Annotated in this window: 16 protein-coding genes; 13 read left to right on the forward strand and 3 right to left on the reverse strand. The window is 44.5% G+C overall.

Annotation, left to right across the window (positions count from 1 at the left end; translation table 11 throughout):
- Positions 1-11: 11 nt before the first annotated feature.
- Positions 12-1,211, reverse strand: coding sequence for a GTP-binding protein (locus ACFPIK_RS07970; protein ID WP_377913991.1), 1,200 nt, complete (start codon positions 1,209-1,211; stop codon positions 12-14).
- Complete coding sequence (locus tag ACFPIK_RS07975; protein WP_377913992.1) at positions 1,208-1,669, reverse strand: hypothetical protein; 462 nt, start codon at positions 1,667-1,669, stop codon at positions 1,208-1,210. Before ACFPIK_RS07975 ends, ACFPIK_RS07970 begins: the two co-directional genes overlap by 4 nt.
- 103 nt (positions 1,670-1,772) lie before the next feature.
- Here ACFPIK_RS07975 and ACFPIK_RS07980 point away from each other — a divergent pair, with 103 nt between their 5' ends.
- The 5 genes from ACFPIK_RS07980 (at position 1,773) to ACFPIK_RS08000 (ending at position 6,584) form a co-directional block, all read left to right on the forward strand.
- Positions 1,773-3,545, forward strand: a complete 1,773-nt coding sequence (locus ACFPIK_RS07980; protein WP_377913994.1) for a MutS-related protein — start codon at positions 1,773-1,775, stop codon at positions 3,543-3,545.
- A gap of 366 nt (positions 3,546-3,911) precedes the next feature.
- Positions 3,912-4,061, forward strand: a complete 150-nt coding sequence (locus ACFPIK_RS07985; protein ID WP_377913996.1) for a lmo0937 family membrane protein — start codon at positions 3,912-3,914, stop codon at positions 4,059-4,061.
- Positions 4,062-4,131: 70 nt separating this feature from the next.
- On the forward strand, positions 4,132-5,277 hold the full coding sequence (locus ACFPIK_RS07990) for a 5-(carboxyamino)imidazole ribonucleotide synthase (RefSeq protein ID WP_377913998.1): 1,146 nt from the start codon (positions 4,132-4,134) through the stop codon (positions 5,275-5,277).
- The gene (gene purE / locus ACFPIK_RS07995; protein ID WP_377914000.1) at positions 5,274-5,789 is read left to right on the forward strand and encodes a 5-(carboxyamino)imidazole ribonucleotide mutase; all 516 of its coding nucleotides are present in this window, start codon (positions 5,274-5,276) and stop codon (positions 5,787-5,789) included. The genes ACFPIK_RS07990 and purE overlap by 4 nt, the downstream gene beginning before the upstream one ends.
- 90 nt (positions 5,790-5,879) lie before the next feature.
- The gene (locus tag ACFPIK_RS08000) at positions 5,880-6,584 is read left to right on the forward strand and encodes an endonuclease/exonuclease/phosphatase family protein (protein WP_377914002.1); all 705 of its coding nucleotides are present in this window, start codon (positions 5,880-5,882) and stop codon (positions 6,582-6,584) included.
- A 27-nt stretch (positions 6,585-6,611) separates the two neighbouring features.
- Here ACFPIK_RS08000 and ACFPIK_RS08005 read toward each other — a convergent pair whose 3' ends face one another.
- Positions 6,612-7,544, reverse strand: a complete 933-nt coding sequence (locus ACFPIK_RS08005; RefSeq protein WP_377914004.1) for a hydrogen peroxide-inducible genes activator — start codon at positions 7,542-7,544, stop codon at positions 6,612-6,614.
- A gap of 202 nt (positions 7,545-7,746) precedes the next feature.
- On the opposite strand from ACFPIK_RS08005, the gene ACFPIK_RS08010 reads away from it, so the two are divergent.
- The 8 genes from ACFPIK_RS08010 (at position 7,747) to ACFPIK_RS08045 (ending at position 20,348) form a co-directional block, all read left to right on the forward strand.
- Entirely contained in the window at positions 7,747-9,051 is a 1,305-nt protein-coding gene (locus tag ACFPIK_RS08010; protein WP_377914006.1) for a Gfo/Idh/MocA family protein, read from the forward strand.
- Between the two features lie 89 nt (positions 9,052-9,140).
- Positions 9,141-9,581 (forward strand): MarR family winged helix-turn-helix transcriptional regulator, encoded by a 441-nt coding sequence (locus tag ACFPIK_RS08015; RefSeq protein ID WP_377914008.1) that lies wholly within the window; start codon positions 9,141-9,143, stop codon positions 9,579-9,581.
- A gap of 1 nt (position 9,582) precedes the next feature.
- Positions 9,583-10,002 carry an organic hydroperoxide resistance protein gene (locus tag ACFPIK_RS08020; protein ID WP_377914010.1) on the forward strand — a complete coding sequence of 140 codons (420 nt, stop codon included), beginning with the start codon at positions 9,583-9,585 and terminating at the stop codon, positions 10,000-10,002.
- Between the two features lie 139 nt (positions 10,003-10,141).
- On the forward strand, positions 10,142-12,676 hold the full coding sequence (locus ACFPIK_RS08025) for a M14 family metallopeptidase (RefSeq protein WP_377914012.1): 2,535 nt from the start codon (positions 10,142-10,144) through the stop codon (positions 12,674-12,676).
- 178 nt (positions 12,677-12,854) lie between these two features.
- A complete protein-coding gene (locus tag ACFPIK_RS08030; RefSeq protein ID WP_377914014.1) occupies positions 12,855-16,550 on the forward strand; it encodes a two-component regulator propeller domain-containing protein in 3,696 nt (1,231 codons plus the stop codon).
- A 137-nt stretch (positions 16,551-16,687) separates the two neighbouring features.
- Complete coding sequence (locus ACFPIK_RS08035; RefSeq protein ID WP_377914016.1) at positions 16,688-18,478, forward strand: patatin-like phospholipase family protein; 1,791 nt, start codon at positions 16,688-16,690, stop codon at positions 18,476-18,478.
- A gap of 116 nt (positions 18,479-18,594) precedes the next feature.
- Positions 18,595-19,959, forward strand: a complete 1,365-nt coding sequence (locus ACFPIK_RS08040; RefSeq protein ID WP_377914018.1) for a sensor histidine kinase — start codon at positions 18,595-18,597, stop codon at positions 19,957-19,959.
- A gap of 11 nt (positions 19,960-19,970) precedes the next feature.
- A complete protein-coding gene (locus ACFPIK_RS08045) occupies positions 19,971-20,348 on the forward strand; it encodes a response regulator (RefSeq protein WP_377914020.1) in 378 nt (125 codons plus the stop codon).
- Positions 20,349-20,369 lie beyond the last annotated feature (21 nt).

The raw sequence follows: 20,369 nt of genomic DNA on the forward strand, positions 1-20,369 counted from the left end.
AAGTTACCACTTTAAAACGGCCATGGATCCGAAAAAGGTTTATTGGCAAAATACAAAGTCAACTCATGGTCGGTAAGTAGGCATTTTTTGAGTTCCTCCGTGATGGTTTTTTCATCAGGATACTGCCCAATCAGAACTAGCTCATTCATCCGATCTCCAAAGTTTTTGTGCCATTTAGACTCAATCAAAGCCTGATTTTCGATGAAAGAAGCGTATTGAATGCGTTGCTTGAAAGGCATCGAAGCCCACCACACCCCCATGGGTTCTGCTTTGAGGCTACCCCCTGCCTGTGACCAGGAGATGGCTTCATCCCTTCTCGAGGCTATGTAAAATAGACCCTTGCTTCGAAGAATCGAAGTAGGCCAAGATTTGGCGACGTAATTCCAAAAACGCTGCGGATGAAACGGACGACGATCTCGGAACACAAAGCTTTTGATCCCATACTCCTCTGTCTCTGGCGTGTGTGTTTTCACCAGTTCATCCTGCCAGGCCTCCGTCCCTTCCAATTCTGCCGAGTCGTAAAGGCCTGTATTCAAAATTCGAAAAGGCTCTATTTTTCCAAATTGGGTTTCCAAAATCTTGGCTTTGGGATTTAGCTTGGACAAGATGGCCTTGAGTTCCCCCGCTTGTTTGGCACTGACCAGGTCGATTTTGTTGAGTAAGATGATGTTGGCAAATTCAATTTGATCGGTTAGCAGGTTGACGATTGAGCGTTGATCTTCCTCGTCTTCATTAAGACCTGAAGAAAAAACTGTCTCTCCGCTGCCAAACTGCTGTGGGAAATTATAGGCATCCACCACGGTGACCAAGGTATCTAATCGGCTGAATCGCGACAGGTCGATTCCTTTTTCCTCATCCACAAAACTGAAGGTCTGAGCTACAGGTAGCGGTTCGGAAATGCCCGTACTTTCAATGAGGAGGTAATCAAACCGGTTTTCTTGGGCCAGTTTTTCGATCTCAATCATCAAATCTTCCCTTAAGGTGCAGCAGATGCATCCATTGCTCATTTCTACCAGTTTTTCATCCGTTCGGGATAGGGTATTTCCTTGAGCAATAAGCTGGGCGTCCACATTGACTTCGCCCATGTCATTGACGATCACGGCTACTTTTAGGCCTTCCTTATTGTGTAGGATGTGGTTAAGTAGGGTTGTTTTTCCGGCACCCAAAAAGCCGCTTAAGACAGTGACTGGTAGTTTTTTGCTTGGATTCATGGGATAATTACTGCGTTTTGAATGATGAAGGTCATCTCTTCCACATCGGTTGCGTTGAGTTGGAGGATGCCACTGACTTTGATGATTTGATCGAGCTTGGGTCTCTTGGTAGGAGAATTTTTGAGATAGACTATGGCCACGCTTTCAGGGCCTGCCCCTCCGCAAAAGAAGCATTCGGCCATGGGGTATTTGGACAAAATCATCGTTTTGGAGGTGCTGGTCTCCAAGGGAATATAGAATCCCTGTAGCTCCACGGATTTCCCCTGAAGGGCCAGCAATTCGGTACTGAATCTTGGGTAGTAGAAGTAAACGCCGTGCGTTTTGTTGAATTTCTCTTGGAAAGTAGTCCTTCCGAAAAGCTCCCAAAGTCGGCCTTGAGGTGCCGAAAAGGCGAAAAGACCGACCAATAGTATCAAACCGAAAAAATCCTTTAACCCATACCTATCTTTTGCTTTCATCAGGTGAAAATTCTTTTTCAAACCTAGTGATCTCACGTTTTAAATGCAATAATGTTGCATTTATATTTTCTTATTCCAAATACGCCTTTAGCTATCTTTGTCCATGGTTGAATTTGATTTTGACAGCAAAGAGTTGAGGCTTAAGCTTCAGTCAGTCCGAAAAAAAGCGGTCCAATTGAGCACGTTTAGGTTGGGGGCGTTTTTCGGGATGCTTGCTTTCTCGATTTTGGGTGTGGCAGAGCATGTGCTTTGGCTGATTCCTGGAGTCCTGCTGATTTGGCTTTTTATCTTTTTGATCAAAAAATTCAATGTTGCCAAACATCAGGAAGCCATCTATTTGGCCATCGAAGAGATGGAGCGCCGAAAGGCCCTATGTCAGTCGCGTGAGCTTGCATCTTTGCCCGATGGGTTGGAGTTTGCTGACAAAGCCCATCCTTTTTCGGGGGATTTGGACTTGTTTGGATCCCATTCACTTTTTCAGCTGCTCAATCATACCACATCTATCGGCGGCAAAGCGAAATTGGCTCAGCTGATGAAAGCTGAGTTTTCACAGGAGCAAGCAAAAAAGCGTGAGCAAGCGGTGGAGGAGCTTAGGGGAAAACCTGAATTTCTCCGTGCACTTGAGTCGGTGGGATTGGCTTTTGGCACAGAGAAAGAAAGCTTCCAATCCTGGAAAAGCTGGTTGGCCGAGCCTCAGAAAATTTCTTTTCTTCATCAAATCTTAGCCGTTGCAGGTCCCCTTGGTGGACTTACGTTGCTTATTCTGATTTCATTGGGGATAATTCCTCAGGCGATTCTTGGAGTTTGGATTTTGCTTGGCGTGTTGACCTTGTCTTTGGTTTTTGTCCCGCTGAAGCGAGCGGCTGAGGTCATTCCTCTCTCTGCCCAAGTGAAGTCGATGGCGATTCGGGCGGAGAAAATCGAATCGGAAAATTTTCAGGCCGAATTACTTTCACAGGAAAAATCTAAAGTCTATTCGAGCGGACATCCTGCTTCCGCCCAACTTCAGGACTTGGATCGCCTTGGGCTTTGGGTACAAAATCGGCTCAATCTGCTCTATTTGCCAGTCAACTTGCTGTTTTGGACTGATTTTGCACTTTTTCTGACCCTAGCCAACTGGAAAAATCGAGTAGCAGACTCCCTACCACAGCTACCTGAAAGTCTGGAAAACTGGGAAGTCTGGGTTTCGCTGGGGAGTTTTGAACTGGAAGTCGGCCACGCTGGAAAAAGCCACTGGACTGAGGCAAGGATCCTGGATGCAAAAAATGCATCTCATCCCCTCATCCTTCCAGGAAAAGCTATTGGAAACTCCATTCAATTGGGAAATCAAAGTCAACTAGCCCTGTTGACAGGTGCCAATATGAGTGGCAAAACGACCTTTATGCGCACCCTCGGGATCAATGCGGTCTTGGTCAATCTTGGACTTCGGCCCTTTGCCGATGAACTCACTCTTGGGCCCATTCAGCTTTACACCAGCATGAGAAACTCGGATAATCTGGGGGAAAGTGTGAGTTCTTTTTATGCCGAGTTGTATCGTATTCGCACCTTGATTACACGATTGGAATCAGGAGAGGCTATTTTCTTTTTGTTGGATGAAATTCTCAAAGGAACCAATACCCAAGACCGAATTTCGGGATCAGAGGCTCTCATCCGTCAGATGTTACATACACAGGGTTTTGGAATCATTAGTACACATGATATCGAATTGGCCGAATTGGCTAAAAAAGAATCTCGCCTCAGGAATTTCTCCTTCCACTCGGAGATTCAGGATCAGACCATTGCCTTTGATTACAAGCTGAAAGATGGACCTTGCCCTAGTTTCAATGCTCACAAGCTCATGGAATTAATGGGAATACGGTTTGAGAATGGAGCGTGAATCCAAAAATTCTACTTTTTAGTGGCTGTAACTAGTTGCGGATCGGAGCTTAAAGAGGCATAAATCTATTTTTTATACCTAGACCTGCGCTTTTATTGATTTCCAGATTTATCTATAGATAGGTCAAAAATGATCACTTTAAATTAGGTTTAACCACATCGGATTACCCATCTTATTTTGTTTCAAGGCAGTTTTTAAGCGCATTTTTCCAAAAAAATGTGGTAGCTCAACCTGATTTTTCAGGCTTTGTTTTTTGGGATAAATGTTGATAAAAGTCACCTTATTTAAATCAGTAATCCTGAAAATATCGAAATAATTAGAGTTAAATTGATTCAAAATCAATCAGTTAACTTAAACAAAATTGCCATGAGATCTTTGCTCTATGTTATTGCTGTCATCCTGGTCATCGGATGGGTATTAGGTGCGTTTGTTTATAGCGCTGGTGGTTTGATCCACATTTTGTTGGTTATAGCCATTGTCGTTGTTTTGCTCAATGTAATCAAGGGAGGGACTTGAGCGGGAAATTGATCTTGCTTTAGGATAAATACCCCATTTTCAAGTCAATTCTTCTAATTTTGGGGTCTCTATGCCTACCAAATCACCTTCCGAAATTTTAGGAGTTCTTGGTGGCGGGCAGCTCGGCCGTATGCTGATCCAGTCCGCCATCAATTACAATCAGGACATTCACATCCTTGATCCCGACCCCAATGCGCCCTGTAAGGATATTGCGCAGCAGTTCCAAGTGGGTTCGCTAAAGGATTTCGACACGGTTTATGCCTTTGGGAAAAACTGTGACGTCATCACCGTGGAGATCGAGGCCGTCAATACGGATGCCTTGCAAAAGCTGGCTGAGGAAGGGAAAAAAGTTTTTCCTCAACCCCACATTCTTAAACTCATCCAAGACAAGCGCGAGCAAAAGCAATTCTATGCCCAGCATGGAATCCCCACGGCGGATTTTGTTTTGACTGAAAATAAAGCCGATGTCATCGCCAAAAAGTCCTTTCTTCCCGCTGTCAACAAACTGGGAAAAGAAGGCTATGACGGTCGTGGAGTGCAGATATTGAGATCTGAGGCAGATTTGGAGCAGGCCTTTGATGCGCCGGGATTGCTGGAAAAGTTGATTGATTTTGACAAAGAAATCGCGGTGACTGTAGCTCGGAATGAAAAGGGAGATCTCATCGCTTATCCGGCCGTAGAATGCGCTTTTCATCCGACCGCCAATTTGGTGGAGTTTCTTTTTGCTCCCGCAGAAATCACCCCTGAGGTCGAAGAAAAAGCCCAGCAAATCGCCAAGGAAGTCATCCTGAAATTGGACATGGTCGGCATTTTGGCAGTGGAGCTATTTGTGACCAAATCAGGCGAGGTCCTTGTCAATGAGATCGCACCCCGTCCGCATAACAGCGGACACCATACCATCGAGGCCAATTTTACCTCCCAGTTTGAGCAGCACTTGCGGTCGGTGATGAATTGGCCACTTGGCAATCCCGACCTGCGTTGCCCTGCCGCGATGATCAATCTGCTGGGTGAAGACGGGTTTTCGGGTCCGGCCATCATCGAAGGTAAAGAGGAGGCATTGGCAGAAAAAGGGGTGTACATTCACCTTTATGGTAAAAAATTGACCAAGCCTTTCCGTAAAATGGGCCATGTGACCATTTTGGATGAAAGCCTAGAGGCGCTCAAGGCAAAAGCAAATCGAATCAAAGAATTGATCAAAATAAAATCCATCTCATGAACCCACAGGTAGGAATCATCATGGGAAGTCAATCTGACCTCCCTGTCATGGCAGAAGCTGCCCAGTTTCTCGAAGAACTCGGAATCGGCTACGAGCTCACCGTGGTGAGTGCGCATCGTACGCCAAGGCGCATGATCGACTATGCTGAGTCAGCACGTGAGCGTGGGATCAAAGTCATCGTAGCAGGAGCAGGCGGTGCTGCCCATTTGCCAGGAATGGTAGCTTCGTTGACCAGTCTTCCTGTGATCGGAGTTCCGGTCAAAAGCTCCAATTCGATCGATGGTTGGGACAGTATTTTGTCCATTTTACAGATGCCAAGTGGGATTCCTGTAGCGACCGTGGCGCTAAACGGAGGTAAAAATGCCGGTATTCTCGCCGCTTCGATTGTCGGTGCTTATGATGCTGAGATCGGGAAAAAAATGGATGCCTTCAAAACGGGACTTCGTGAAAAAGTCGAAGAATCTGCAGCTCAGATTGAGGCTAAGGGTTGGAAAGAGGTATTGAAGAAATAATTCCTGATTTGAGGATTGAGATTTGAAATTTGGGTGTCTCCCTGAGCGGAGTCGAAGGGTGATGGTGTGAAAAGTTAAAAAGTTGAACTATTGAAAGTAGTCACATGGAATTGCAATGGAGCACTTAGGAAGAAGTTTCAAAAAATTTCTGAATTAGATGCTGATATCTATGTGATTCAAGAGTGTGAAGATCCCTTAAGATCAAATCATCCCGAATACCAAAGCTGGGCTAAGAACCATCTTTGGTTAGGTGATACCAAAAACAAAGGCCTGGGGATTTTTGCCCGAGAGGAAGTGAAAATTGAGCTTTTAGAATGGTCGAATTATTATTTAGATCATGCCGTCAAGTATTTTTTACCATGTAAAGTGAATGATGATTTCAACCTGGTTTCTGTTTGGGCACATCAAAATAACTCTCCCAATTTTGGGTATATCGGTCAGGTTTGGAAATATTTAAAGATCAATAAACTCCTATTAAAAGATGCATTTATAATAGGCGATTTTAACAGTAATGCGATTTGGGATCAATGGGATAGATGGTGGAACCATTCAGATGTAGTCAGAGAATTTGAGGAGTTAGGGCTTAAAAGTTTTTATCATCAATCAGCAAAAGAGGATCAGGGAAAGGAGTCTACTCCCACTTTTTATTTTAGAAAAAACGAAGAGAAAGTCTATCACATAGATTACATATTCGGCCCCGAGAGATATATTCCAAACCTTTTAAAATTCGAAATTGGAAAAAAGCAGGATTGGTTAGAATACAGTGACCATATGCCTGTCTTATGTCATTACTAAAATAGGCAAGGTTTTATTGTAACGTTTTTACTTAAACCTCACCACCTTCCCGTGGGCTTTGGAAGTCATTTCTTGAGGGATTGACTCGGTAATTTCATGGTAGAGCAATTCCACCAATTTTTGCTTCAAAAAACTGCGGTTGAGAATGATGCTGACTTCTCGAGTCGGTGCAGTGCCTAGAAATGGCCTCAGCCTGGATTTTTCTTCAAAGGATAGCTCATGGGTGGCCAACTCCGGCAGCAGGGTAAGCCCTTTGTAGCGGTTGACCATATTTCGCAGGCCTTCCAAAGAGCCACTTTCGTAGTGGAAATTTTTATGACCTGACAGGCTTTGATCACAAAAACTGATCACCTGATCGCGGAAGCAATGGCCTTGCTGCAGCACCCAAAGTTCCTCTTTCTTCAATTGCTCCGGACGGATTTCTTTTTCTTTCAGCAGTTCATGGTCTTTGGAAAAATAGGCGTAGAATTTTTCGTAAAACATGGGCTTTTCCACAATCCCCGGTTCATCCAACGGTGTCACGACAATGCCTAAGTCGAGTTCGTCGTTCTTCAGTCTTCGGACTACTTCCTCTGTCACCATTTCCTGCACCTCCAATTTGACATTGGGGTACTTTTCCAAAAATTTTCTAACAAACAAATGAAGCAGGTAGGGAGCCAATGTCGGAATGATACCCAGTTTGATGACACCTGAGATATCCCCTTTCAGCTGAGCGACCAGTTCCATGATTCCTTTGCTTTCAGAGACTACTTTTTTAGCCTGGGAAATGATTTGCACGCCGATTTCAGTGGGTATCACAGGCATTTTACTTCGATCAAAAAGAATTACTCCGAGTTCTTTTTCCAGTTTACTCAGCTGCGCACTGAGCGTAGGTTGAGTCACAAAACAAGATTCGGCCGCATTTCCAAAGTGGCGATGCTTATCTACGGCGATCAAATATTCAAGCTGTTGAATAGTCATTTTGATAGAAAATTTCTATGGCAAGAAAGTAAAAAGGGAGGAAAAGAGTTCAATTTGAGTACCTGAGAAAAGTCATGTAGCTTTCCTTTCATCGGGAAATAACCCTCCTTTATCAAATTGACTTCCTGAAATTTCGAAAGACGAATCATTTCTGGTAATTTATTTCGCTTATCGCACAAAACACTTTAAACCCATTAACCTGATGAGTTCCAATTCCTTTTCCCGCCGAAAATTTCTCGGTGCCAGTCTCCTGACTTCCGCCGGATTGAGTTTGCTTCCCGGGCTTTCCCTTGCCTCTTCCCCCACCCCGTTATTTAAAGCTGCTCATGAAAGAGTCCGCTTAGGCTTCATAGGAGTGGGCCGCCAAGCCATGGGTCTGTTGAATAACTTCATGCGTATTCCCGGTGTAGAGGTCGTCGCCGCAGCGGATGTCTATGCGATCAAAAGAGAGCGTTTTGCGCTTCGCGTTCAGAAGAACATGACTGAAGCTGGCAAAACCTATGTTGCTCCCAAGCTGTATGAAGATTACCGCGAGCTCTTGGCAAATCCAGAAGTGGATGCCGTGGTGATTGCTTCTCCTGACCATTGGCATGCGATCATGGCGATTGATGCCTGTCGTGCCAAAAAGGATATTTACCTCGAAAAACCCCTCACCTTCACCATCAAGGAAGGTCAAGAACTCGTGAAAGCGGTCCGTGAAAACGGCATTGTACTCGCTGTAGGCTCCATGCAGCGGGCAGCAGTTAATTTCCAGACAGCCGCCATGCATGTGCAGCGAGGTAAGTTGGGCAAAATCTCCCAAGTGCTCGTCCACGTAGGAGACAATCCACATCCTAAACCGTATGATCTGGCCAAGGAAGAAATCCCGGCGGGACTCAACTGGGAAAAGTGGCTCGGCCCAATTCCATCACTCCATTTCAATGACCTCTTAAATCCAGGTATTTCCCTGAATCCTGAAAAAAATGAATCCGCTTGGGGAGCTTGGAGATGGTACAAGGAAACAGGCGGTGGGCTGATGACCGATTGGGGCGCACATATGATTGACATTGCTCAATGGGGACTCAGCATGGACCGAAATGGTCCGGTCCAGGTCATTCCTGCTGCTGGGGATAAGCCGCTCACCTATCGCTATGCCAATGGGGTGGAAATGCTCATCACCAAGTTTGACGAAGGTCGACAAGGCGTTAAGTTTTTGGGAGAAAAGGGATGGATCAAAGTTTCCCGAGGAAACTACGATACCTCAATCGCCGATTTGCAGATTGGAAAGGAACAGGAGAATTTCAGTTTTGGTGCGCATCATGTGGATTTCATCGATTGCATCCGAAAGCGAAAAGATCCTATTGTGCCAGTAGAAGTAGGTCATAGCACTTGCTCAGCTTGTACCATTGGCAATATTGCCCATGAGCTTGGCCGTCCACTGAAGTGGGATCCCATTGCGCAGGTTTTCACAGATGCAGAGGCCAACAAAAAGCTCCATTACACCTATCAGCGTGGACTTTCCCTTTGATTAAGAAGTACCTTGCTCTGGAATTTCCCGAATAATTTTTGTTAGCAGGATTGGAAACAAGTAGATTGTATCCAATCCTGTTTTTGCTTATGAACCCTTCCGAATTTCCTTCCCTGCACCTTTCCCAATTGCTCTATACCAGTTCGAGACTGTTGATTCAGCAGATTCAAGTAAAGCTGAATGACTTTGGATTGACTTATTTGCAATTTTTGGTGCTTTCGATCCTTTGGGAAGAGGATGGCTTAAAAGTCCATGAACTTGGAGCAAGGCTAAGTTTGGATTCAGGGACATTGACGCCGCTTTTGAAAAAGCTTGAATCCCAAAACCTTCTTAAAAGGAAGCGAGGTGATGCTGACGAACGCACGGTAAGTATTCACTTGACTTATCCCGGAAAAACACTTCAATCCAAAACTTTGGAAGGCATTCGGGAGTTGGAAAGCCAATTAGCCCAAGAATTAGGAAAATCAGCTGACAAAGCGATTATTCAATTGGAGGGCCTAGTGGAAAACCTAAAATCAATTAAAAAGTAAGATGGAAAAACTGATTGTGGACTACACCGCCGTAGCGGTCAATACCGGAGGAAGAAAAGGTCATGTACGCACCGAGGATGGAATGCTTGATTTTGAAGTGGCTATGCCAAAAGAAATCGGAGGCGAAGGTGGCAAGACCAACCCTGAGCAACTTTTTGCTGCAGGCTATGCAGCTTGCTTTGGTGGTGCTTTGGGGGCAGTGGCCGGGAAGACTAGTCTAAGAGATTCGGAGATCAAAGCCAAAGTACACTTGGGTCATTACGGACCGGATAGCTTTGGATTGGCGGTAGATATTGAAGTGAAAATTCCCCATGCTGAATCCCTCGAGCACGCTCAGCAATTGGTAGAGGCAGCCCATCAGGTGTGTCCGTATTCTAAGGCAACACGAGGAAACATTGAAGTGAATGTGAAAGCAGTTTAATTTCAATTGAATTTGTATCGAAAAGGCAGGTGAAAGCTTGCCTTTTCTATTTACATAGCTCATCTCCCAATTTTCTCTGATTGGTGCTTCCTTCACCGCTAAAAGCATTTAACTTTCCAATCGAAATAAAATTTTCCTTATGAAGAAAAGTATACTGTCTTTGACATTTGTCTTCACCTTGGTATGGGCAGCTATGGCCCAGCTTAAGACCCCGGAGCAGTTTTTGGGCTACAAGCCCGGAGATCGGTTCACCCCGCATCACCGTATGGTGGATTATTTTGAGTATGTGGCTTCGCAAAATCCAAACATCAAACTGATCCAATACGGTGAAACCAATGAAAAACGTCCACTGATCATGGCTATCCTTTCCAGCCCGGAAAACATGGCACGTCTGGAGCAGATCCGTACCGATAACCTCAAGCGTGCAGGTCTGATGGAAGGTGCGCCAAGCACCGAGATTCCAATCAACTGGATGTCCTTCAATGTGCACGGTAACGAATCGGTCGGCATGGAAGCAGCGATTTCCACATTTTACACACTGGCAGATCCGAAAAATCCCAAGTCTCAGGAATGGCTCAAAAATCAGGTCATCATCTTAGATCCTTGCATCAATCCCGATGGCCGCGACCGCTATGCGATGTGGTACAATCAGAAAATGAATACCCGTCTCCAGCCAGACCCGCAATCCATGGAGCACAATGAACCTTGGCCGGGAGGGAGAGCCAACCATTACCTTTTTGACCTTAACCGTGACTGGGCTTGGCAGGTGCAGGTAGAATCTCAGCAGCGCCTCAAGATGTACCAGCAGTGGATGCCACAGTTGCACTTGGATTTTCATGAGCAAGGCATCGATCAGCCCTTTTACATGGCCCCGGCAGCTGAGCCTCTTCATGAGCAGTTGACTCCTTTCCAGCATGAGTTTCAGGATATCTTTGGTCGCAATACGGCCAAGTATTTTGATCAGATGGGAAGATTTTACTTCACCAAGGAGCGCTTTGATCTTTTGTATCCCTCCTATGGCGATACCTATCCGATGTACAACGGTGCCATCGGGATGACCATAGAGCAAGGGGGTAGCGGACGTGCAGGCATCGGGGTTTACAATTCGATAGGAGACACAGTGACCCTCAGCGGACGAATTGCCGGTCATTACACCGCAGCGATGTCAGCAGCAGAAGTCACCAGCCAAAATGCCAAAAGACTGGTCACCGAGTTTGCAAACTATTTCAAGAATAACTCGACCAATCCAAAAGGAAAATACAAAAGCTTTATCATCAAAGGAGAAAACAATCCTGCTCAGGTGACCAAGTTGCTTGAGCTTTTGGATAAAAATGGCATCCGCTATGGTAAGGCTGGAGCTAAAGCCGGACTGAAAGGATTTGAGTATCAAAGCGGAAAGTCTGGGGTTATTTTTTCTACTTCAGACAAAGACATTGTAATCAATGCATACCAACCCAAGTCCGTTTTGGCTCAGGTTCTTTTCGAGCCAAATCCAACCCTTAATGATTCCATCACCTATGACATCACGAGTTGGGCGATGCCTTATGCCTATGGCTTGAAGGCCTACGCTTTGGAAACTCGACTGGATGCATCAGGAGCCTATGAGAAGCCTGCTTTCTCTGCCAATGTAGCGAGCAGTACTCCGGTGGCTTACTTGGCTCCTTGGCAAGGTACCCGGGATGCAGCCTTCCTTTCTGCCCTTCTCAACCAGAAAATCCGTGTTCGCTACGCAGAGTATCCATTCGTCGTGGAGGGCAAAAGCTATCCTGCCGGGACATTGATGATCACCAAAGGAGGGAATGAATATGTGGCGGACTTTGACAAAAAAGTAACCGAAACGGCCAATCGCTTTGGGGTTACTTTGGCGACTACGCAAACAGGCTATGTGGACAAGGGAAAAGACTTTGGATCACCAAATATCCGAGTGATCAAAGCCCCTAAAGTGGCCTTGGTCGGCGGAAACGGTACTTCTTCGCTTAACTATGGTGAAGTTTGGCACTTCTTCGAAAAAGATTTGGATTATCCTTTGACCAATCTCGATGCAGCGTCCATGGGAAGCTATGACCTAAGCAAGTACGATGTGATCATTTTGCCTTCCGTATTTGGTGCGGCTCTCAATGGTGGTGCTCAGACTAAACTGACCGACTGGGTAAAAGCAGGCGGAAGGCTGATCGCGATCGATGCCTCCGTCAATCTATTCGCAAACAAAGAAGGATTCAAGCTGAAAACCTTTGACACCGATGAGGAGAAAAAAGCTGCCGATAAGGCCGCTCAGGAGTTGGCTAAAGAGGAAAGATTGGAACCCTACACCGAAGGCGAGCGATTGGATATCTCAGGTGGCACTGCCGGAGCGATCTATGAAATCAAAATGGATGAAACCCATCCGCTTGGCTATGGTACAGGAGGTAAATTCTACACACTAAAAAATAACTCCAACCGATTTGCTTACCTGACTGGTGGAGTGAATGCAGGGATTATTTCAGGAAATGATGCCTACCGTACCGGCTACATCGGATACAAGATCAAATCACAGATGGGCAACTCGATGGTCATCGGTGCCGAAAATCAAGGTCGCGGACAGATCGTTTATTTTGTTGACAACCCGATTTTCAGAGGATTCTGGGAAAGCGGCAAATTGGTTTTGAGCAATGCCATCTTCTTAGTAGGGCAATAAATTTGAGATCGAATTTTAAATAAATAGAACCTGCTGCAGGAATGTGGCCGGTTTTTTCGTGCAAAAGGAAAATTGAGGGTTTCCAAAAGCATTTTTAATCCTGTGATTATTCCCTATCTTTTTCCTGAAATTTTGAAAGGATTCAAAATCCTTGCTCAAAGCCTATTTTGATTCACTCATGAGACATATCCTACCTCTTTGGGGATTAGCTTTTTTACTTTTTGCCTGCGGCAAAAATAAGCCTGGCTCTGAGCTGCAAAGTGATACCGTTTTACCTCCGAAAGAGATTCTGATTTCTCAACTTCCGGATTCTTTACAACCTCAACAGGTCTATTTAAAAGACACTCCTCGGCCAAGGTCAATTACTATTCCGAAAAGTGATGGTGGATATTATTCTTTTCAAGACCCTAATGGGGAATACTTGTCATTTCCCCTTTTGGCCCCAAGGTCTCAGGAGTTGTTGATGCTCAAAGATCCAAATGGAGAGGTAATTAAAAATGAGAACGGATTGCCTTACCTTCTCGGTGAGGGTGGTATTTCTCAATTCCGAACCTATTCTACCGATGATGGACTTGCCCTGGATGCGATAAATTGTTCTTTACTGGACAGCAGAGGGCATCTTTGGTTTGGCACCAATGGAGGTGGGGTAAGTCGGTACGACGGAAATTCCTTTACCAACTATACCACCTCCCAGGGCCTGACGGGAAATACTGTCCGAAGTATCTATGAGGATAGCAAGGGGGCGATTTGGTTTGGGACGATCTCAGGTGTCAGTCGGTTTGATGGATTTTCATTTACCAACTTCACGTTTGAGGATGGCTTGGCCGATGATGTGGTTTTTGGAATTACCGAAGATCAAAATGGCCACTTGTGGTTTGGAACAGGAGGTGGAGGCGTAAGCAAGTTTGATGGCAGCACATTTACCAATTACACCAAAGCAGATGGTTTGGCAGATGACGTCGTGATTGCTGTGGCCAAAGATGACAAGGGCCATATTTATTTTGGAACCAACGGGGGTGGGTTTAGCCGTTTTGATGGCAAGTCTTTTACCAATTTTACCGAATTAGATGGCTTGGCAGGAAATCGTGTCCGAAGCTTTGGCATGGCTTCCGACGGTTCTATTTGGATCGGTACGATAGGCGGCGGAGTCAGCCGATTTGATGGAAAAGTGTTCCGAAATTACTCCATCAAGGATGGCTTGGCTGATAATATTGTAAGATCCATTTTGGAGGACCATAATGGACATATTTGGTTGGGTACGGAGCGAGGAACCAGCAGATTTGACGGCAAGTTTACTACCTATACCCGTGATCAGGGCATGCCAGCCAACAGTGTCTTGACTATCGCATTGGATGATTCGGGAAAGCTGTGGTTTGGAACCGATGGAGGTGGCGTTACCCGCTTTGACGGAAGTTCATTTACCAGCTTTACAGTCAATCAAGGCCTTGGAGGCAATATTGTACTCAGCACTTTGGAAGATAAGTCTGGCAATCTTTGGTTTGGAACTGCCGGAGGCGGACTCACCAGATTTGATGGGAAGGGATTTACTACCTATTCTCTATCCCAGGGATTGGCAGGTGAGATTGTCTACTCTATCATTGAGGATAAAAATGGGAATATCTGGATAGGTACAGGAGGCGGCGGAATCAGTAAGTATGATGGCAAAACTTTTACTACCTATACCAGCAGGCAAGGACTACCTTCGGATGAGATCTTGGCGATCGCAGAAGATCAAAAAGGTATTATTTGGATAGGAACAGACGGAGGAGGGATTACTAGATTTGACGGGGAAAGTTTTGTCAACTACGGAACAGACCAAGGATTGGCAGGTCAGGTCATTCTTACCCTTTTGCCTGAAAAAGAAGGCGGTATTTGGATAGGTGCCGTTGATGGCGGAGTGAGTTATTTTGATGGGAAAAAATTTACCAACCTCACTACTGAACAAGGCTTGGTCGACAATGAGATCATGCAATTGAAGAAAGATCAGGAGGGCAACCTTTGGATTGGAACCTTGCATGGTCTTGGGTTTTTGCCCAAAAAATCCATTTCTGAATTTTTAAAGGGCAAAGATCAACTACAGGCCTTGTCCACATTGAAGTCCTTTGGAATAGAGCAAGGATTGCCGGATAATGTGATTTTGCAAATAGTCCCAATGCGGTCCGGTAAAATGGCGGTGGGTACCAATCTTGGAATTGCATTTTTTGATCTTCTCAAAGCCGATGGAGAAGAGGAGTATAAATTGCAAAACATTGAGATTTTTAATTCGGAAACCGGCTACCCAGTCAAAGACCTCACTGATGGGCAAAACGCCATGTTTGAAGACAGTAAAGGGGTGCTTTGGGCAGGAACAGGTAGTAATAAGACAGCATTGGTCCGCTTTGATTACAATGCCTTGGTTAGAAACAATAAACTCCCAAAGGTCTTTTTGAAGCAGCTTCGGATCAATGAGGAAGTGATTTCGTGGGAAACCCTCAAAAAAGGAGAGGAATCTAGCTTGGTTGATTTTGATGAGCTAAGTACCTATGGCAAAATTCTAAGTGATGCAGATCGATCAGCTTTTCAGAAGCGCTTTAAAAATCTGGAATACGACCGCCTGAGTCCATTTTTTCCGATTCCTTTGGAGCTGGAATTACCTTACCGGCATAACCACATCAACGTGGACTTTGGCACAAATGAGCTTGCAAAACCGAATCTGATCGAATACCAATACATTCTGGAGGGATATGATGAGGAGTGGAGCCCTGTCCTCAAGAAGACCAGTGCGACGTTTGGTAATATTCAGGAAGGGGAATACACATTCAAGGTAAAGGCAAGATTTATTGGACCAAGTAGTGGCCAGGCAAGTCAATGGACTGAACCGATCAGTTATTCCTTTAGTGTGCTTCCTCCTTGGTATCGTACGTGGTGGGCATTTGCGATCTATGCAGTGGCCTTTCTCTCGCTCATCTATCCAGTACATAAATACCAGCGAAATTTGGTGATCAAAGCCGAGCAAGAGAAAGCCAGGGAGCGGGAATTGGCGCAGGCAAAAGAGATAGAAAAGGCATACACCAAGCTGGAAGCAGCTCACGAAAATCTCAAATCCACCCAAGCACAGTTGATTCAACAGGAAAAACTTGCCTCTCTTGGTCAGTTGACCGCAGGGATTGCACACGAGATTAAAAACCCTCTCAATTTTGTGAACAACTTCTCAGGATTGAGTCTCGAATTTATAGACGAAATAGAGGAAGAGCTTGATAAAATGGAATCTACAGACGCTGTAGAGAACGTCCGAGACCTCCTAACAGATATCAAAACCAACTTGACCAAAATCAAGCATCATGGCGGAAGGGCTGATGGAATTGTGAAATCCATGCTTATGCACTCCCGTGGTGGAAGTGGTGCCATGGAACCTGCCGATCTCAATGAAGTGATCAAGGAATATGTCAATCTTTCCTTTCACGGAATGCGAGCTAATAAAAATCCGATCAACGTTGACATCGCACTTGATCTTCAGGAAGACTTGCCAAAAATCCCGCTGAATTCGGAGGACTTCAGTCGCGTGATTTTGAATCTGACCAAAAATGCCTTCGATGCCATGCGTGAAAAAATCACAAAAGCAGGGCCTGATTATAAAGCCAAACTGGAAGTCCGGACAAAAGATTTGGGAGATAAAATCCTTATTGAGGTGGAAGATAATGGGCCCGGTGTGCCTGATGAAATCAAGGACAAACTCCTCATGCCGTTTTTCACCACCAAAAAAGGTACAGAAGGCACAGGTTTGGGATTGAGTATTACTCACGACATCATCAAAGCCCACAAAGGTGAATTGGATATTACTACGCAAGTAGGCGAGTGGACAAAATTCAGCTTGACTTTGCCCAAAACGCAATGAATAGGAGACTCAAATTGAGGAAAATGAGTGCCTGCCATTCGAAGAATTTTTCAAAGTATCGGCGATTTGGTTCTTGCTTTTCTAAAGGATAGATTTTAAAATTATTCATATTTCATTTTTAACCCTGTTTATTCACTTTGGAACCTAATTCCCCAAGAAAGTCCCACTATCAAAGGATTTTATTTCGTCTGTTTGGCGATGCAGATCTTGAGTTTATCGACCAAATTTTATCCTCCGGTAAATCGCTAGAACTTGAAACAGGCCAGTTCCTTTTTCATCAAGGGGATACAGGCAATTCACTTTACATAGTTCTTTCGGGAAGATTTAGGGCTTTGGCCACACAAAACGACAATGTGCTCCATGCGTTGGGAGACATTGGGGAAGGCGAGCCGATAGGTGAGTTTGCTTTATTTACTTCAGCTCCCCGATCTGCATCCGTAGTTGCCATCCGTAAATCAGTCGTTCTGGAATTGACTGAGTTCGAATATCTCAAGCTGGTAAGTAAAAAGCCGGAGTTTTCTACGCTTATGGCAAGGTTTGTAATCAACCGAATGCGAAGAAACTCCCTACAACAGCATTTGGAAAGTTCTGCCAAAAATATTGCAGTCATGAACCTTCAGGCAGATCGGGATATCACTGCCTATACGAGTGCTATCCAGCTGGAATTTGAGGCCTTGAATGTTCCCATCCAGGTGTTAGATCATGATTCACATGCCTCTTGGGACACGCATGATTTGTATCGGGCACTGGAAGACCATGAGGGATTAAACTTTCTAGTATGTAGTGAAGCCGACTTGCACTGGTCACAGCAATGTGCCATCTATGCCGATTTGATTGTGATTGCCACCGATTTTTACGCAGAAAGTGAGCTGTATGAAATAGAAAAAAGATTGGGTCTGTATTCCCAGAACATTCTGAATAAAAAGATCTTCCTGCTTCTACTTCATCCTGAAAATGCCCCAAATCCAGTCAATACCAGACGATGGTTTGAAAATAGGAAGCTCGATTTGCATATTCATTACCGATTAAATCATGGTCCGGATATCCGTAGATTTGCCCGAATACTGACCAATAAAGCCATAGGTTTAGTATTAGGCGGTGGAGGAGCCAAAGGGTTTGCGCATTTGGGGGCTGTCTTGGCGCTTAATGAAATGGGTGTGGAAATCGACTTTTTAGGAGGTACCAGTGCAGGAGCACTTTATGGTATTACTACATCTTATTGTGACTTTGATCCGGAGAAGATTAGATTTTATGCCAATGATTCAGCATCAAATAAGCTGACCCGCAATGATTTCACCTTTCCCATCCTGTCGATTATGTCCGGGAAAAAAATGATCAACTACCTGAAGAAAATGATGGGAGAGACTCACTTGGAGGATTTTTGGGTGACTAGCTATTGTGTGTCCACCAATTTTTCAAATGCTTCTACCCGAATACATGATTCAGGAGTGGCCTGGAAGCAGATTGCCGCGAGTATAGCCATACCCGGTATTTATCCTCCCGTGGTGATAGATCATCAACTTCATGTAGATGGAGGAGTAGTGGATAATTTGCCTATTGAAACCATGTACAATTATCCGGTTAGGCACATTATCGCCATTTCCCTTACCCAGCTGAGGTCACAACCGGTAAAATTTGAAGAGATCCCTTCAGCCGGCACCTTGCTGATGGATTCTCTTCTCGGGAGAAAAAAATACCGACTACCTGGCATCACCTCAATTTTGGTCAACTCGCTGACGCTAAATAGCCGACAAAAGCAAGAAATGTCCAAATCCGGGGTAGCTGTCTATTTGGAAATGGAGCTCAAAGGGATTGGGATGCTAGATGACTCCAGGTGGAAAGAGATCGTACAGAAAGGCCACGATCAGATGAAATCAGCTCTGGAATCTTTGCCTGAGGAAGAGAAATTCTGGGTGAGAGAGCCCTGATTCAGTAAATTTCTAAGTTTAATTAATTCAGGGTATTGCTAATCTTCTGGTTTTTTTCAAATTAGGATTGAAAATAGAATCCATTCGGCCTACTTTGGAAAAACGAACTGTTTGAAATGACTTTTATTAACCTCATTTCCTTATTTCTCCTTTACTACCTTAAAAAAAGTAGTGAGTCCGATGGGCTGAGAGAGGACCTAAAAAAATACCTCAACTACGGCATGTTTTTGTCGGGGTTGTTGGCAGTGTTGACTAATACGGAGCTACCTCCTGTTTACCTTTATCAGTTTTTTTCCTTTTTGCTGGTCGGGGGCATTATTTATTTCATTGTAAATACCCCAGTTTTTGACAAGCATAAAAATCTTGCAATTACTCCTTTACCGATTATAGGTATTTCTCTTTTGCGCTTTTTGGTGAAGTTATATGATGAGGACATCTATGAATCGATAGAGTCCTATATCGATGCTGGGGGTGTTTTTGCCTTTATCTGGGCAGTCACCATGTGGTTAAACCACAGAAAACAAATCAAGGACAAGAAGCTCGAGCAGCTCATAGCAAAGGAGAAGGAGCGTCAATTTCACCTAGCCCAAGAAAAAAAGAATGAGCTGGAGCGATTGGTCAGTGAAAGGACTTTTGAAATCAACCAGCAAAAAGAGGAACTGCAAGAGGCCCTAGATAGTCTGAGATCAACTCAGGAGCAATTAATTCAGCAGGAGAAACTGGCCTCTCTGGGTCAATTGACCGCCGGGATAGCTCATGAGATCAAAAACCCACTGAATTTTATCAATAACTTTTCGGAACTCAGTCAGGACTTTCTTGATGAAATTGAGGAAGAACTTCAGAAGTTGCCCAATTCCCCCGAGGTCGAAAATATCCAAGACTTACTGAGTGACGTGAAGTCCAACCTTGGCAAAATAAGACATCATGGCTCGAGGGCTGATGGCATAGTCAAATCCATGCTCATGCATTCTAGAGGTGGTACAGGAACCAAAGATCCAACAGACCTGAATGCACTTATCAGGGAGTATTCCAACTTAGCTTTTCATGGCATGCGCGCCAATCCCAATCCCATTAACGTGGATGTTCAGCTTGAGCTGGACGAGTCCTTGCCAAAGGTGGATCTGAATTCTGAAGATTTCAGCAGGGTAATTCTAAACCTTGTCAAAAATGCGTTTGATGCGATGAGGGAAAAAATCGCAAAAGAAGGGAGTGATTATAAAGCCAAAGTTACCGTCCGAACAAAAGATCTCGGCGATAGGGTCTTGATCGAAGTTGAAGACAATGGTCCTGGAGTGCCTGATGATATCCGCGATAAGTTGTTGATGCCCTTTTTTACGACTAAAAAAGGAACAGAAGGTACCGGTCTTGGATTGAGTATTACCCATGATATTATTAAATCCCATGAAGGTAATCTTGAAATAAGCTCCAAAGTAGGCGATTATACCAAGTTTAGCATTGAATTACCCAAAGTCAAATCCTGAATTTTTACGATATGAAGATTTTAATAGTAGATGATGAGAGAGATGTTGAGGACCTTTTTCGTCAAAAATTAAGGAAGGAAATTCGAAGCGGTCAGCTCGAGCTCGTGTTTGCATTTTCAGGTCAAGAAGCGTTGGAAATCTTGGGTAGTGAAAATCCTCCACAGGTGGTTTATGTCTTTTCAGACATAAATATGCCTGGGATGAGTGGCCTTGAAATGCTGGCCATAATCAAGGAAAGATTCCCACAAATCCATGTAAGCATGGTGTCAGCATATGGTGACAGCGAAAACTATAACAAAGCCATAAAATCCGGGGCGAAAGGCTTTTTTACCAAACCGGTTGATTTTGAGTCTCTCAAAAAAGAGATTTCTAATCTTCAAGGAGGGTAATAACCCTATTTTCTTTGACTT

Origin of the sequence: Algoriphagus aquatilis (assembly GCF_042657405.1) — a bacterium.
GTDB classification, from domain to species: domain Bacteria; phylum Bacteroidota; class Bacteroidia; order Cytophagales; family Cyclobacteriaceae; genus Algoriphagus; species Algoriphagus aquatilis.